Origin of the sequence: Methylomicrobium lacus, from assembly GCF_041897535.1 — a bacterium.
GTDB classification, from domain to species: Bacteria; Pseudomonadota; Gammaproteobacteria; order Methylococcales; family Methylomonadaceae; genus Methylomicrobium; species Methylomicrobium lacus_A.
In genome coordinates this window covers 303,261-317,786 of record NZ_CP169217.1, presented here as the reverse complement: position 1 = coordinate 317,786, position 14,526 = coordinate 303,261, and the positions used below count along the sequence as shown (strand labels likewise).

The window sequence follows — 14,526 nt, the reverse complement described above, 5'->3', positions numbered from 1 at the left end:
TTTATTTTACCCGAGACCGATGATTAACGCGTGTTATCCTGCGGATAAAGACAATAAGTTTTCAATATAGTTTTGCCGGTTTAGGATTATCATAAAGAATTCGAATTTTTCACCCAGTGCCGATCCGATGGAATATAAAGATTACTACAAGATCATGGGCGTCGAACGCAAGGCGACACCGGAGGAGATCAAAAGAGCATACCGCAAGCTGGCCCGCAAATACCATCCCGACGTGAGCAAGGAGAGGGATGCGGAAGCCAAATTCAAGGAAGTCGGCGAGGCTTATGAGGTGTTGAAAGACCCGAAAAAACGCGCGGCCTATGACAGGATCGGCCAGAACTGGCGGGAAGGCCAACCCTTTACGCCGCCGCCCGACTGGCAGCGCGAATTCGATTTCGGCAAGGGGTTTAGCGGCGGTCGAGCTACCGGTTTCAGCGACTTTTTCGAAACCTTGTTCGGCGGTTTTGCCTCACAAGAGGGCGTGTTTCATCGCGGCTTTCAGGGCCGGGGCGAAGACCAGCACGCGCGCATCCTGATCGATCTGGAAGACGCGTATCACGGCGGCGTGAGGATGATTGCGCTGAATATGCCGGAGATCGATGGGCAGGGGCGCATCGTATCGAACCAGAAAACGTTGAACATCAAAATTCCGCGCGGGATTCAGGCCGGCCAGCGCATCCGCCTGAGCGGCCAGGGCATGCCGGGGATGCAGGGCGGGCAGAGCGGCGATTTGTACCTCGAGGTCGAGTTCAACAAACACCGGTTGTTTCATGCCAAGGGCAAGGATATTGCTATCGAACTGCCGGTAACGCCCTGGGAGGCGGCCCTGGGCGCGACGGTGCCGGTGCCGACGCTGGGAGGGAAGGTCGAAGTCAAAATCCCGCCCGGTTCGCAGTCGGGATCGCAGTTGCGCTTAAAAGGGCGCGGCCTGCCAGCCGCGACGCCGGGCGATCAGTTCGTCACCTTGAAAATCGTCACGCCGCCCGCCGCCAGCGCGGAGGCAAAAGCCTTGTATCAAAAAATGGCTGAGCTGATGCCGATGAATCCGCGCTTAGACATGGGGATAGACGGATGAAAAAAGAATTGTGGGTGATTACAGGAGTGGTTCTGGATGAAACGATCCAGTTTTCGCTGCTGGAGCTTTGCGAGTATGCCAAAACCAGCCAGGAGCAGGTGATCGAAATGGTCGAGGAAGGCATCCTGGAGCCCGATGGGGCTTCGGTACATAGCTGGCGTTTCGACACCAAAGCGCTGAAACGTCTGCAGATTGCGATGCGCTTGCAGCAGGATCTGGGCGTGAATCTTCCGGGCATCGCGCTGGTGCTGGATTTGCTTGAGGAAATGGATGCGTTGCGGCAAATGCAGGGACGATGACGAGTAAAAGTCTAAGTTTGATCTGATATGTTTAGAAATAAGTTTATAGGTATTTATACGTATTGCGTGTTTGGTTTATGTAGGGTAATTTTCTGAAAGACTAATTAGTTAATGTGTTTAATAAATGCAGTTGTTTTTAATAATATATTAACGACAGCGCCCGGAAATTACAGCAGAGGATTTATTTATGAGTATTATCAAAAACACCGCGTTAATTTTATCACTGGCTTTCTCTTTAGGCGCAATCAGCGGTATTGCTAATGCGGAAGAAGCCGCCAAAAGTTCAGTTCACAGCCCAAATCAAGCCATTATGCATATTGAAAAGGCTAAAGTCGAAATCATGCATAACGATTTCGTGCCGCCCAGCGAACATTTAAAAGCGGCGCGCGCGGAATCCGAGAAAGTAACGGGAGATCCGGACATCGTCAAAAAGGCCACTGAAAGCCTCATTGAAGCACAAATCAAAGTAAAAGACGGCGACCTGAAAGGCGCTACAGATGAGATGAACAAGGCGTTAGAGTTGTATAAATCACTAAAATCGGAACAGTAGAATCATCCGGATTAGAAGATCGGTTAAGGTTGACAACTAATGCCGAAGCTGTAAACCCGCCTTGCGACCCTAATTGAACCAAAACCATGTTGGGCAACGGCTTTATTGTTGCTCAACATTTCACGGCTGATATATGACTTAGGCGCAAGTTCTCAGTCATGTAGGTTGTGGGCGGCGGCTCTGTCGTTGCTCGACATTTCCGCGCTCGATAACAGTTGCAATAACCGAATCCGAAAGGGCTTGATATTCCGGCCGAATGCCAAGCCCTGAGTCCTTTAATCCTGATGGGCTGACTTGCCTTTTTTCGAGGTCGATGACATGCGTTTTTTGCTCTTCGCAACCTTTTTCGCTTCCGCCGAGGGTTTGGTGGAGTCGCCGAGCTTCGAGATGTTCAATCGCTGACCCGCGACCCGCACATTCTTCAATTCCTGGAACAGTTCCTTCGGCATGCCGGACGGCAGTTCGACCGTGCTGTAATCGTCCTCGATCTTGATCCGCGCGATATGTTCGCCGTCCAATCCGGTTTCGTTAGCGATCGCGCCGACGATGTTGCCGGGCTTTACGCCGTGTCTGTGGCCGACTTCGATCCGGTACGTTTCCATTTCGATGCCGGACACGGTATCGGCGCGCTTGCCCTTGCGCTCGCGTTTCGGGCTCTCATCGGAGCGCGGCGCGAAATCGTCCCGGTGTTCCTTCGGTTTTTTCGGCGGCTGCTGCATCAAGAGCGGTACGTCGCCCTGAACCAGCTTGGCCAGTGCGGCGGCAATTTCGAGTGCGCTGACATTGTGTTCCACCTGGTATTGCTCGAGCAGTTGGCTGTAGAAGCTCAATTCCTCGGCCGCCAGCGTATCGGTGATGTTCTGCTTGAAACGCGCGATGCGCTTGTTGTTGATCACTTCGGTCGAAGGCAGGTCCATCTGCTCGACCTTTTGCTTGGTCGCTTTTTCGATGTTGCCGAGCAGTTTCCGCTCGCGCGGCGCGACAAACAGGATCGCATCACCGGTACGGCCCGCGCGGCCGGTTCGGCCGATACGGTGAACGTAGGATTCGGTGTCATACGGGATGTCGTAGTTGACTACGTGGGTGATCCGGTCCACGTCCAAGCCGCGCGCGGCCACGTCTGTCGCGATCAGGATGTCCAGTTTGCCGGACTTAAGATTCGCGATCGCGCGCTCGCGCAGTGCCTGCGACATGTCGCCGTTGATCGCGGCGGCCGAAAAGCCGCGCGCTTCGAGTCTTTCGGCCAATTCGACGGTCGCGGTTTTGGTTCTGACGAAAATGATCATGCCGTCGAAGGTTTCGGCTTCGAGGATGCGGGTCAGGGCGTCCAGTTTGTGCAGGCCGCTGACCACCCAAAAGCGCTGGCGGATGTTTTCGGCCGAGGCGGTGGTGACCTTGATCGTGACTTGTTCGGGATCGGTCAGGTATGTTTGTGCGATCTTGCGGATCTGCATCGGCATTGTCGCCGAAAACAGCGCGATCTGGCGGTTTTTCGGGGTTTGTTCGAGGATCCATTCGACATCGTCGATAAAGCCCATGCGCAGCATTTCGTCCGCTTCATCGAGCACCAGCACGCTCAAATTATCCAGTTTCAGTGTGCCGCGCCGCATGTGATCCATCACCCGGCCCGGCGTGCCGACGACCACGTGAGCGCCGCGGTTGAGCTGCCGCAATTGCGAACTATAATCCTGACCGCCGTAAATCGGCAGCACATGAAAGCCTTTCAGATGCGCCGCATAGCGTTGAAACGCTTCGGCGACCTGGATTGCTAGTTCACGGGTCGGCGCGAGCACCAACACCTGCGGGTCTTTTTGTCTGAGGTCGATGCGAGAGAGGATCGGCAATGCGAACGCGGCGGTTTTGCCGGTGCCGGTTTGCGCCTGTCCGAGTACATCCTTGCCTTGCAGCATGAAGGGGATCACTTGCGCCTGAATCGGCGAGGGATTTTCATAACCGACATCCTCCAGCGCTTTTAGCACCGGCTCGATAAGCGCTAAATCCTGGAATGAGGGTGATGAAGGAACAGCTTGGGTCATGAATTTACCTGTACAAGGAGAGGGGCGTTGCCGCCAAGAAATGTCTATATAACCGCTCATTCTATAACAATTTTTAACGACTTGCAGCATTTCAATGCTTTGCGTCTTTGGCGGCGCCGATAATTACCAGCTGAGTTTTACTGATTTGCTTGGTATAATGGGAAAATATTCATAATATCCATATTTACCGAGGGAGTTCATGATTCAAGGTAGTATCGTAGCGCTGGTCACACCGATGTTTGAAAACGGTGAGGTTGACAAGGAAAGCCTGAAAAAATTAGTCGAGTTTCATATCGAGGAGGGCACCGATGCGCTCGTGGCGGTCGGCACCACCGGCGAATCGGCAACCCTGAATGAAGACGAGCATTGCGATGTGATGGCCTCGGTGGTCGCCTATGTTGGCGGGCGCATTCCGGTGATTGCCGGCACCGGCGCCAATTCGACGACCGAAGCGATTCATCTGACCCTGCGTGCGAAAGAGCTCGGCGCCGATGCCTGTCTGCTGGTCACGCCTTACTATAACAAGCCGACTCAGGAAGGTTTGTTTCTGCATTACCGGGCGATCAACGATGCGGTCGATATTCCGCAAATCCTTTACAACGTGCCCGGCAGGACCGCCTGCGACATGTTGCCGGAAACGGTCGGTCGCCTGTCCAAACTCAAAAACATCGTCGGCGTCAAAGAAGCGACCGGCGACTTGTCCCGCGTCAAAAAAATCCGCGATCTGTGCGGCGACGATTTCGCGCTTTATACCGGCGACGATGCGACCAGCCGCGAATTTTGCCTGCTGGGTGGCAACGGCAGCATCACCGTGACCGGCAACGTCGCGCCGAAACTGGTCCATCAAATGCTCGCGGCCGCAATGGCCGGCGATGCCGAAACCGCGCTGGCGATCGACGAGAAGTTGGCCGGCCTGCATAAAGCCTTGTTCATCCAGTCCAATCCGATCCCGGTCAAATGGGCGGTTGCCGAAATGGGTATGATGCCACGCGGCATTCGCCTGCCATTGACCTGGCTGACCCCGGATTGCTTTGAGACCGTGCGCGCCGCGATGCGTGAGGCTGGAGTCATTTAACCCACGATGAACCATCGTAGAAAGCAACTCTTACTGATCACGGCGGCTACGCTGAATCTTTCGGCGTGCGGCTATATCCAGAGCCTGTTTCCGGACAAGGAAAAGGACTACCAATACACGACTGAAATCCCGCCGTTGGTTTTGCCCGATGACTTGAAAGCCGGCGCTGCCGCCGATGCCGTCGAAGAGCCTTCGTTGCAGCACGCCGAAGCGGTAAAAGAGGGAAGTCAGCCGGCCTCAGCCGAAACCGAGCCGCAGGAGAAGGCTCCGGAAGATGCGGCTAAGGGCACTGAAACGGCCGGCGCGGAAGCCAAGAGCGAGCAACCTGAAGCCCAGTCCGAAGCATCCGGACAAGCCGCTCCGGAAGAGCCGCCTGAAGTCAAGGCAGAAAAAAAGGACGCCCAACAGGAAGGCACGCCGGTCGAACTGGTGCGTTTTTCGGACGGCGAGCGCCGCCTCAGAATCGCGAGTTCGCCTGACAAGGCTTGGCACTTGGTCAGCAAGGCGCTGAGCCGCAATTCGATCGAGGTGACCCAGCGCGATCAGACGCAGAAGCTGTTTTTTGTGCAATACGATCCCGAGGCGAGAAAAGCCGAGGACGGGTCGCTGCTGGATGAGGCGATCTTCCTGTTCAAGGGATTCGAGACGAGAGAAAAGGCATATTTGCTGAAGTTGATCGCTGTCGACGACAAGACCGACCTCGCGATCACCGACAAGGACTGGAATCCGGTGCCCGATGATGAGGCCGCAGTCAAGTTGTTACGGCTGTTGGGCGGCACCATTCAAGGTAAATAGGATTCGCTTTACGGGTCTTTTATTATGGCTTCGGGCCCGTTTCCGTGAAAATTTCTTTCAAGGGTGGATGCGCTAGGCTTTCCAACCGACTTTTAAATTTCATTTTATCGATTCATGTTAATTATCCCAGGTCCTGTTGCACTTTCCGACTTCCGTATCACCAAACTGCTGGCCGATTTAAAGGCGCTTGAACCGCAGATTCAATCCGTGTCGGCGCGCTTCGTGCATTTCGTCGATCAGCAAGGCGATTTGGAGAACTGCGAACACAGCATTCTGAAGCAACTGTTGGATTACGGTTCAGGCCCCGCCGAAGCGTCCGACTCTGACGTTCGTCTGCTGGTCGTGCCGCGCCCCGGCACGATCTCGCCGTGGTCCAGCAAGGCGACCGAAATCGCGCAGCGCTGCGGCCTTGCCGCGGTTAACCGGATCGAACGGGGCATCGAATATACTCTGCAAGTCGCGACGTCCTTGACCGAGGCGACACAACGGCAATTGGCGGCCTTGCTGCATGACCGGATGACGCAGAGCGTATGCTACGGCAACACCATCCCAGATTTATTCAGCCACCACGAACCGCAGCCACTGCAGCGCGTCGCGATCATCGAACAGGGGAAACCGGCATTGCTGCAAGCGAATCAGACCCTGGGCCTGGCCTTGTCGGACGATGAAATCGACTATCTGGTGTCCGCTTTCGAAGGCCTGGGCCGGAATCCGACCGATGTCGAACTGATGATGTTTGCGCAGGCGAACTCCGAGCATTGCCGTCACAAGATCTTCAATGCGAACTGGACGATCGACGGTGTCCAGGAAGGCAGGACCCTGTTCGGCATGATCCGCAATACGACCCAGCAACATCCGGACGGCATCCTGTCGGCCTACAGCGATAACGCCTCGGTCATCGAGGGTTTCAACAACCGAGTCTTCCGCCGCGATCCAGTGACAGGTCTTTACGATTATATCGAGGAAGACGCGCATATCCTGATGAAGGTCGAAACGCACAACCATCCGACCGCGATTTCGCCGCATCCGGGCGCCGCGACCGGCTCAGGCGGCGAGATTCGCGACGAAGGCGCGACCGGCCGTGGCTCGACCCCGAAAGCCGGCCTGACCGGTTTTTCGGTGTCGCACCTGAAAATTCCGGGCTTTCAGCAGCCGTGGGAAGAAGACCACGGCAAGCCGTCCAGGATCGCGTCGGCATTGGACATCATGCTCGAAGGCCCGATCGGCGGTGCCGCCTTCAACAACGAATTCGGCCGGCCGAATCTGGCCGGCTATTTCCGCAGCTACGAACAACTGGCGCCGGGCGCGGATAAAAACAGCTATCGCGGCTATCACAAGCCGATCATGATCGCCGGCGGCCTGGGCTCGATCCGGCCGATGCTGGTCAACAAGCAGCCGATACCGGCGGGCTCGCTGATCATCATCCTCGGGGGGCCCGCGATGCTGATCGGGCTCGGCGGCGGCGCGGCTTCGTCATTGGCCTCAGGCGAAAGCTCCGAGGACCTCGATTTCGCCTCGGTGCAACGCGAAAACCCGGAAATGCAGCGCCGCTGTCAGGAAGTGATCAACCACTGCAACGCGCTGGGCGAGGATTCTCCGATCGTCTCGATTCACGACATCGGCGCGGGCGGGCTGTCGAACGCGGTGCCCGAAATCATCCACGATTGCGAGCGCGGCGGCCGTTTCGAACTGCGCCAAGTGAATAACGCGGACATCGGCATGTCGCCGATGCAGATCTGGTGCAACGAGGCGCAGGAGCGCTATGTGGTCGCGATCAAGCCCGAATCGCTGGAGCAATTTCAGGCCTTCTGCGAACGCGAGCATTGCCTGTATGCGGTGATCGGTGTCGCGACCCAGGAAGAGCAACTGCGGCTCGAAGACAATCTGCTCGGCGAGGCGCCGGTCGATCTGCCGATGTCGGTCTTGTTCGGCAAGCCGCCCAGGATGCACCGCGACGTGCAGCGGCAGCAGGCCGCTTTGCAGGCGGTCGATCTGAGCGGCATCGAAATCGGTGAAGCCGTCAAGCGTGTGCTGTCTTTCCCGGCGGTCGCAGACAAAAGCTTTCTGATTCATATCGGCGATCGTTCGGTGACCGGTTTAGTCGCCCGCGACCAGATGGTCGGACCCTGGCAGGTGCCGGTCGCCGATGTCGCGGTTACCGCCTCCGGCTTTCATGCCCGGACCGGCGAGGCGATGGCGATGGGCGAGCGGACGCCGCTGGCCGTGATCGATGCGCCGGCTTCCGGCCGCATGGCGATCGGGGAGGCGATCACGAATATCGCGGCCGCGCCGATCGCTAAGATTAGCGACATCAAACTGTCCGCGAACTGGATGGCCGCGGCCGGTTTTCCGGGCGAAGATGCGGCCTTGTTCGACACGGTCGAGGCGGTCGGCATGGAGCTGTGTCCTGCCTTGGGCATCGCGATTCCGGTCGGCAAGGATTCGTTGTCGATGAAAACGGTGTGGAAGGACGGTGACGGCGAAAAAACGATGACCGCGCCGTTGTCGCTGATCATTACCGCGTTTGCGCCGGTCACCGACATCGAGAGGACCTTGACGCCGCAGTTGTGCTGCAATCATCATGGCACCGTGTTGATCTTGATCGATCTCGGCCAAGGTCAAAACCGCCTCGGCGGTTCGGTCCTGGCGCAGGTTTACCGGCAGCTCGGGGACACGTGTCCGGACCTTGACGATCCGTCTTTATTGAAAGCGTTTTTCGCGGCGATTCAAAGCCTGAACGCTCAAGGCAAGCTCTTGGCCTATCATGACCGCGCCGACGGCGGCCTCCTGTCCACGGTCGCGGAAATGATCTTTGCCGGCCGTCTGGGTGCCGAATTGATTCTGGATAATCACGGCGCGTTGCTGCCGGCCTTGTTCAACGAAGAATTGGGCGCGGTGATTCAGGTCAGAGCCAGCGAAGCGGACGACGTGCTCGCCATCCTGAAACAGGCAGGTCTGGGCGATGCGAGCCGCATCATCGGCCGCGTCGTCGAACACCAACAACTGACCGTAATCCATGACGGCCGCGTCGCGTATAACGCCACGCGCGCCGACATGCAGTCGCAGTGGTCCGAGCTCAGCTATAGAATGCAGGCGCTGCGCGATAACCCGGACTGCGCGAAACAACAGTTCGAACGCATTCGGGACGACAACGATCCGGGGCTGAACGTGAAGTTGACATTCGATCCGAATCAGGATGTCGCCGCGCCTTTCATCGCTACCTCGGCGAAACCGAAAGTCGCGATCCTCAGGGAGCAGGGCGTCAACGGCCATGTCGAGATGGCGGCCGCGTTCGACCGGGCCGGCTTCGCGAGCATCGACGTGCACATGAGCGACATTATCTCGGGCCGCGTCGATTTGTCCGTTTTCAAGGGCCTCGTCGCCTGCGGCGGTTTCTCCTACGGCGACGTGCTCGGCGCGGGCGGCGGCTGGGCCAAGTCGATCCTGTTCAATCCCCGCGCGCGCGATCAATTCGAAGCGTTTTTCAACCGGCAGGATACTTTCGGCCTGGGCGTCTGCAACGGCTGCCAAATGATGTCCGGCTTGAAGGAGATCATCCCCGGCGCCGAATTGTGGCCGCGCTTCCTGCGCAACCGTTCCGAGCAATTCGAGGCACGGGTCGCCTTGGTCGAGGTGCAGCCGTCGCCGTCGATCTTTTTCAGCGGCATGGCGGGGTCGAGAATGCCGGTCGCGATCGCGCACGGCGAAGGCCGCGCCGAATTCGCGACCGGTCATGCGAAGGCGCTCGCGGCGCAAATCGTCGCCTTGTCCTATGTCGACAACACCGGCGCCTTGACCGAAAGCTTTCCGGCCAATCCGAACGGATCCCCGCTCGGCATTACCGGCCTGACCACCACGGATGGCCGCTTCACGATCATGATGCCGCATCCCGAACGCTGCTTCAGAACGGTCCAAAACTCCTGGCATCCGGACGACTGGAACGAATACGGCGCCTGGATGCGGATATTCAGGAACGCCAGGGCCAATGTCGGTTAAAATGCGGCTGGTTGGGTCATGATTTAATTAGGGTCGCGGCGGCCGTTCGGCCGCCTTGCTCCATTCGATTCGGGAGAGAGTTATGGATGCTTCAGCTAAGGGGAACTATCTAAAGATTCTGGGACTGACAGTTTTGGCGGTCATCGTGTTTTTCCCTGATGTCGTTTTCGATTTGACCACCACTACGCTGCATTACTTGTTCGAATGGTTCCTCGAACTCTCCCATCTTTTGTTCGAGGGGCTCGAATCGATACTGGATCATCTGATCGAGGGCCTGTTCGAGACCAATTTGCACTCGACACAAACGATCGTGTTTTATATCTTGGTGGCGATCGCTGCCTATCCCTTGTATTGGCTGGGGCGTTATTTCTATCGCAGCTTTCGCCGATGCCAAGCCGCATGGCAGCACTTCTGGTCCGAGCATCCATTCAACCCGATTGAGTATTGGCGGGGCCTTACCTTTTTTGAAAAAATCAAACTGGTCTTGATTCCTTCGGTGTTGGTTTATCTGTACGCGATGTTTTTCGTTTGACCGGCGTAAAGACCGGTTTCGTAGCGCCGATGAGCCGATAGAGTATTCGGATGCCGAACAAAACCGCCAGCAGTACCGCGAATATCAAGGGATTCGTCAGGTCTTTCTTGACCAGCCAGGCATAATGCACCACGCCGCCGATCGCGCTCAGATAAACCAGGCGATGCAGCCAGCGCCAGCGTTTGCCGCCCAGGCGTTTGATCATGCGGTCGGTCGAGGTCAGCGCCAACGGGATCATCAACACAAAGGCCGGGAAGCCGACCGTAATGTAGGGGCGTTTGACGATGTCGGCGGCGATCGCCTCCCAGTCGAAAAACTGGTCCAGAATCAGATAAGTCAAAAAATGCAGGCTGCCGTAAAAGAAGGCAAAGAGCCCAAGCATTCGCCGTATCCTGATCGGCCAGTTCCATTTGAACAGCAGCCGGAGCGGCGTCGCCGTCAGCGACACCCACAGTAGGGTCAATGTCCAATAGCCGGTGGTCCGGGTGATTTTTTCGATCGGATTCGCGCCCAACGCGTCGAGGCAAGCGCCGATCGCCAGCTTGATTGCAGGCAGCAGCGCCAGAAAAAATACCCCGGTTTTTATCCAGGCCAAGCGCTTATCGTGCAAGTTTTTACGCGCCATGGGTTTTAGAAATATTTTTTCAGATCCATGCCGGCATACAGCTGTGCGACCTGTTCGGCATAACCGTTAAACGGCAATGTCGGGCGTTTGAAGAATTCGCCGATACGACGTTCCTTGGCCTGGCTCCAGCGGGCATGATCCACTTCCGGATTGACGTTCGAATAAAAGCCGTACTCGTTGGGGTTGGCTTGGGTCCAGCTGGATACGGGTTGGTTTTCGACGAGACGGATTTTCACGATCGACTTGGCGCTTTTGAAGCCGTATTTCCAGGGCACTACGATCCGTACCGGCGCGCCATTCTGCTTGGGCAGAACTTCGCCGTACAGGCCAACCGTCAGTAAGGTTAAAGGATGCATCGCCTCATCGATGCGCAAGCCTTCCTTGTAAGGCCAGTTCAGCACCGAAGTGCGCTGCCCCGGCATTTGCTCGGGATCGTGCAGGCTGATGAATTCAACGAACTTCGCCTTGCCGGTCGGCTCGACCCGCTTGATCAGTTCGGCTAAGGGAAATCCGATCCACGGCACCACCATCGACCAGGCTTCGACGCAGCGCAGCCGGTAAATCCGCTCTTCCAAAGGCGCCATCTTCAGGATCTGATCGATGTCGAAAGTCATCGGTTTATGCACTTCGCCTTCGATCGTAATCGTCCACGGCCGCGTTTTCAAGCTGCCGGCATAGGCGGCAGGATCGTCTTTGCCGGTGCCGAATTCATAAAAATTGTTGTATTGCGTGACCTTGTCGTACGGCGTCAGTTCTTCCTTGGCGGCGAAATTTGAAGACTTGGCAGTCGCGAGTTTTTCGCCGGCGAACAGTTCTCCCGGCCACAGTGCTGCGGCGGCTACTGCCGCAGTCAGCTGCATGAACTGCCGCCGAGCCTGATAGATGTCGCGTGGAGTAATCTCTGAGGGCTTTATTTTGGGCGTCGGGTAGGTCATTGCGTTAGTCTCCTACGGTTTGGGATTGACTCATTGTAGCGAGATGCCGTTATAGATCAATCAATTTCCGCGAGGGCCGGAGAATTATTTAGTTATTCGACTGTGCGTCTTCCATAATATTCCGATGGGATTCAGTTCGTGGGAGTAGGAAGGGAGGAACCAGGCCCAGACAAGTCGCCCCAACCACTGCCGAGCTGGCAAAAATGCGCTATTTACGGTGCTTAGGCAATAATCGATAAAGATCCAGCAAAGGTAAATAAGGTTCGCTTTCGATGGTGATATTGCGCTTTGCCAGTCGGCACTCTTTCGCAGCAGGTTCATCCGGCAGCAACGTTTTGGGCGGCAGCGGGCGATCCGGCGTGGACACATAAAAAATGGGCGTGTGGGCGTAGCGCTGAATGCGTTTCTCTACACCGTCCTGATTGGTGCATAGGTTGACTCGCCGATGGATACTTTCCGGGAAAACCTGTACCAAGCATTCATCGTTAATCGCATGAAAGCGCTCGATCTCGTGATAAATCGCGTCATTTTCAGCCAGAGACCGCTGCAACAGTTTATCCAGACGGGCCTGAACTTGTGTCCGGTCCAGCTTCGTGGTTTTTCGGTACCGATTCCAGAAAAAACCGGCCGACAGCACGGGGCAGGGGAGTGCGGTAAATTTTCGGCACGCTTGCCGGCGATTGAAGCGAGGATAACCCAGGCGGGCCATGGCGCGTTTGGATAAGCGATAACCGTCGTCATCCTCCTCGTTGTCTGATAAATCAAGCTCATTTTCTAGAGAATCCATCTTCATCAGTTGTTTATGCAGCAGATCCCGCTGCTCGTTCACCCGTTCAATCGCCATATAGGTGCTCATCGAGCAGGAAGCCAGTCCGTTGAATTGGATAGTAGATCCAGGTTCCTGACCATCGTCACTGTAAGACCAGTTCAGTACGATGCTTTTCAACATATTCCGAGTCGCGGCATGATCCCCTTCTACCTGCTGAATCCAGGCAGGATAAGCGGTATCCGCATCGAGGCAGGCAACCAATTCATTATGCGCATCTTTATACGCCGTGAAAACGGTGAGTAATTCGGCCTTTAATTCGGATTCTTTAGACGACATAGCATTCTCCGGAGGGAAAAATTATTTGTCGTTATTATAATATTATCAGATAATAGAGTCTATTATTGAGGGACTAAATTTTCCGATCCTCGGCATGATTGCAGTGTATTTCAGTAAGTAAGAAAGCAGTTGAATCGGCTTCAACCTAAAAGTATCCAGCAAAGTGTTGACAGGGTTTGCGGGATGATAAAATGTAGGGTAGGAGATCCCATTAGCTTTGTTAAAGCGGGGAAGGGCGCGAATTTTTTTGAAGTTCCGCAATCAACGTAGCATAATGCACACCCCTGAAATACCTAGCACCTGGAGACGCATATGCCGCCTTGGCTTATCTTTGTCATCCTGCTTGTTTTGTTTGCCATGTCATCCAAAGACAAGGATATTCGGCAAGCGGAGAAACGTGCGACTGAAGGATACCGCCACAATGCCGCCGCGGCGCAAAAAGCGCGCAAGGATAGGCTCGATCAATGCGGTGATCGTTGCAAGGACATCAAGAATGATTACACGACACCCGTCGCTAACGAATGAATAAACAATCCTCTCTTTGGATTCTGCTGGCCATGATGGCCAGCGCCTTGACCGGTTGCGCGCTTTACGAACCGCAATCTGACCTGAAGGACGGCTTTGATTACTCCGCCCCCATTCCCCAAGCGATTAATCCGAAAACCAGCGCTAATGTGAATGCGAAAGATTGGATCTCCTGTAACGTCCAACCTGCAGGAAGCCTGATGCGTTCCGTGAAAAAGAAGGTATTGACCAGCTTTTGGAAAACCACCTGTGCGCAAAGCGACAACTGCGGCTGCATCGACGGCTTGGCAGACGGCAGCGGATTTGCACGCTGGTGTGACTCTACAACATTGTGCACACCGAACGACAGCGCGTTTTATGGCGCGGCCACCGGCCTGCTGAATCAGGGCCGATTTGCCGCTATTGAAGGCAAAATCCTGGTCACACTGAATACGAAACGCGGCCTTTACGACGGTGCAATCAACGGCGACGGCAGCTATGCCGCCGGCATGTTGACGCAACTATCCAGTGGAGAAAGATTTATAGGCTTGCTGGCCGGGGAGGACGGCCGCTATCTGAGCGGCGTTTTATACAAAGACGGTAAAGTGATCGTCGCCGACCGATTCGACGGCGCGAAACCTCTGGGTCGCGTGCTGACGACCGATGCGGACGGTAACTTTGCCGAGAGCGAGTGCGATGCAAAAACCTGCCGTGAAGTCAACCGCAGTCAGAACAGCCTGATCGCCGACTTGTTCAAACTCGTGAGCGAAAACAAGGCGCAAGACATCGCGACGCGGCGGGTTCTCTCCCTGATAGGCCGGGAAGCGATCCTGACGCATCCGGCAGTTCGGGCTTTCGATGCATTGAGCATGGCGTCGGAGATCGTCGAACTCGTGCAGAAGCGTAATCCGCAAGCCCATTAGATTTCCGTATCGTCTGCTATGGATCGCTATTATCCAATTGACGGGAGGATGCTTGGCTTTGCTGGCCAACTTTGGC

Annotated in this window: 13 protein-coding genes; 9 read left to right on the top strand and 4 right to left on the bottom strand. The window is 55.8% G+C overall.

Annotated features, from left to right (window positions below; genetic code table 11):
- Positions 1 to 127 precede the first annotated feature (127 nt).
- The 3 genes from ACEPPP_RS01415 (at position 128) to ACEPPP_RS01405 (ending at position 1,924) form a co-directional block, all read left to right on the top strand.
- The gene (locus ACEPPP_RS01415; RefSeq protein WP_374089280.1) at positions 128 to 1,075 is read left to right on the top strand and encodes a DnaJ C-terminal domain-containing protein; all 948 of its coding nucleotides are present in this window, start codon (positions 128 to 130) and stop codon (positions 1,073 to 1,075) included.
- A complete protein-coding gene (locus ACEPPP_RS01410; RefSeq protein ID WP_374089279.1) occupies positions 1,072 to 1,374 on the top strand; it encodes a chaperone modulator CbpM in 303 nt (100 codons plus the stop codon). Before ACEPPP_RS01415 ends, ACEPPP_RS01410 begins: the two co-directional genes overlap by 4 nt.
- Positions 1,375 to 1,561: 187 nt before the next feature.
- Positions 1,562 to 1,924, top strand: coding sequence for a hypothetical protein (locus ACEPPP_RS01405; protein WP_374089278.1), 363 nt, complete (start codon positions 1,562 to 1,564; stop codon positions 1,922 to 1,924).
- Positions 1,925 to 2,199: 275 nt separating this feature from the next.
- On the opposite strand, the gene ACEPPP_RS01400 is transcribed toward ACEPPP_RS01405, so the two are convergent.
- Positions 2,200 to 3,960 carry a DEAD/DEAH box helicase gene (locus tag ACEPPP_RS01400; RefSeq protein WP_374089277.1) on the bottom strand — a complete coding sequence of 587 codons (1,761 nt, stop codon included), beginning with the start codon at positions 3,958 to 3,960 and terminating at the stop codon, positions 2,200 to 2,202.
- A gap of 199 nt (positions 3,961 to 4,159) precedes the next feature.
- On the opposite strand from ACEPPP_RS01400, the gene dapA reads away from it, so the two are divergent.
- From dapA to ACEPPP_RS01380, 4 genes are all read left to right on the top strand, one after another.
- Positions 4,160 to 5,035, top strand: a complete 876-nt coding sequence (dapA, locus tag ACEPPP_RS01395) for a 4-hydroxy-tetrahydrodipicolinate synthase (RefSeq protein WP_374089276.1) — start codon at positions 4,160 to 4,162, stop codon at positions 5,033 to 5,035.
- A 6-nt stretch (positions 5,036 to 5,041) separates the two neighbouring features.
- The gene (bamC, locus tag ACEPPP_RS01390) at positions 5,042 to 5,830 is read left to right on the top strand and encodes an outer membrane protein assembly factor BamC (RefSeq protein WP_374089275.1); all 789 of its coding nucleotides are present in this window, start codon (positions 5,042 to 5,044) and stop codon (positions 5,828 to 5,830) included.
- Between the two features lie 114 nt (positions 5,831 to 5,944).
- The gene (purL, locus tag ACEPPP_RS01385) at positions 5,945 to 9,826 is read left to right on the top strand and encodes a phosphoribosylformylglycinamidine synthase (RefSeq protein WP_374089274.1); all 3,882 of its coding nucleotides are present in this window, start codon (positions 5,945 to 5,947) and stop codon (positions 9,824 to 9,826) included.
- An 82-nt stretch (positions 9,827 to 9,908) separates the two neighbouring features.
- The gene (locus ACEPPP_RS01380; RefSeq protein WP_374089273.1) at positions 9,909 to 10,358 is read left to right on the top strand and encodes a hypothetical protein; all 450 of its coding nucleotides are present in this window, start codon (positions 9,909 to 9,911) and stop codon (positions 10,356 to 10,358) included.
- On the opposite strand, the gene ACEPPP_RS01375 is transcribed toward ACEPPP_RS01380, so the two are convergent.
- The 3 genes from ACEPPP_RS01375 to ACEPPP_RS01365 all read right to left on the bottom strand — a co-directional run bounded on the left by ACEPPP_RS01375 (position 10,300) and on the right by ACEPPP_RS01365 (position 13,023).
- Entirely contained in the window at positions 10,300 to 10,983 is a 684-nt protein-coding gene (locus ACEPPP_RS01375) for a sulfite oxidase heme-binding subunit YedZ (RefSeq protein ID WP_374089272.1), read from the bottom strand. The two genes, ACEPPP_RS01380 and ACEPPP_RS01375, sit on opposite strands and share 59 nt — an antisense overlap.
- 5 nt (positions 10,984 to 10,988) lie before the next feature.
- Positions 10,989 to 11,918: a protein-methionine-sulfoxide reductase catalytic subunit MsrP gene (gene msrP, locus ACEPPP_RS01370; RefSeq protein WP_374089270.1), complete on the bottom strand. Its 930-nt coding sequence runs from the start codon at positions 11,916 to 11,918 to the stop codon at positions 10,989 to 10,991.
- 208 nt (positions 11,919 to 12,126) lie between these two features.
- Positions 12,127 to 13,023 carry a hypothetical protein gene (locus ACEPPP_RS01365; protein WP_374089268.1) on the bottom strand — a complete coding sequence of 299 codons (897 nt, stop codon included), beginning with the start codon at positions 13,021 to 13,023 and terminating at the stop codon, positions 12,127 to 12,129.
- A gap of 312 nt (positions 13,024 to 13,335) precedes the next feature.
- Here ACEPPP_RS01365 and ACEPPP_RS01360 point away from each other — a divergent pair, with 312 nt between their 5' ends.
- Both ACEPPP_RS01360 and ACEPPP_RS01355 read left to right on the top strand, forming a co-directional pair.
- On the top strand, positions 13,336 to 13,548 hold the full coding sequence (locus ACEPPP_RS01360; RefSeq protein WP_374089267.1) for a hypothetical protein: 213 nt from the start codon (positions 13,336 to 13,338) through the stop codon (positions 13,546 to 13,548).
- Positions 13,545 to 14,450 (top strand): hypothetical protein, encoded by a 906-nt coding sequence (locus ACEPPP_RS01355; RefSeq protein WP_374089266.1) that lies wholly within the window; start codon positions 13,545 to 13,547, stop codon positions 14,448 to 14,450. The genes ACEPPP_RS01360 and ACEPPP_RS01355 overlap by 4 nt, the downstream gene beginning before the upstream one ends.
- Positions 14,451 to 14,526 lie beyond the last annotated feature (76 nt).

Excerpts from the sequence above, each read along its gene's own strand:
- ACEPPP_RS01415 (WP_374089280.1), top strand. The coding sequence starts at position 128 with ATGGAATATAAAGATTACTACAAGATCATGGGCGTCGAACGCAAGGCG.
- ACEPPP_RS01410 (WP_374089279.1), top strand. The coding sequence starts at position 1,072 with ATGAAAAAAGAATTGTGGGTGATTACAGGAGTGGTTCTGGATGAAACG.
- ACEPPP_RS01405 (WP_374089278.1), top strand. The coding sequence starts at position 1,562 with ATGAGTATTATCAAAAACACCGCGTTAATTTTATCACTGGCTTTCTCT.
- ACEPPP_RS01400 (WP_374089277.1), bottom strand. The coding sequence starts at position 3,960 with ATGACCCAAGCTGTTCCTTCATCACCCTCATTCCAGGATTTAGCGCTT.
- dapA (WP_374089276.1), top strand. The coding sequence starts at position 4,160 with ATGATTCAAGGTAGTATCGTAGCGCTGGTCACACCGATGTTTGAAAAC.
- bamC (WP_374089275.1), top strand. The coding sequence starts at position 5,042 with ATGAACCATCGTAGAAAGCAACTCTTACTGATCACGGCGGCTACGCTG.
- purL (WP_374089274.1), top strand. The coding sequence starts at position 5,945 with ATGTTAATTATCCCAGGTCCTGTTGCACTTTCCGACTTCCGTATCACC.
- ACEPPP_RS01380 (WP_374089273.1), top strand. The coding sequence starts at position 9,909 with ATGGATGCTTCAGCTAAGGGGAACTATCTAAAGATTCTGGGACTGACA.
- ACEPPP_RS01375 (WP_374089272.1), bottom strand. The coding sequence starts at position 10,983 with ATGGCGCGTAAAAACTTGCACGATAAGCGCTTGGCCTGGATAAAAACC.
- msrP (WP_374089270.1), bottom strand. The coding sequence starts at position 11,918 with ATGACCTACCCGACGCCCAAAATAAAGCCCTCAGAGATTACTCCACGC.
- ACEPPP_RS01365 (WP_374089268.1), bottom strand. The coding sequence starts at position 13,023 with ATGTCGTCTAAAGAATCCGAATTAAAGGCCGAATTACTCACCGTTTTC.
- ACEPPP_RS01360 (WP_374089267.1), top strand. The coding sequence starts at position 13,336 with ATGCCGCCTTGGCTTATCTTTGTCATCCTGCTTGTTTTGTTTGCCATG.
- ACEPPP_RS01355 (WP_374089266.1), top strand. The coding sequence starts at position 13,545 with ATGAATAAACAATCCTCTCTTTGGATTCTGCTGGCCATGATGGCCAGC.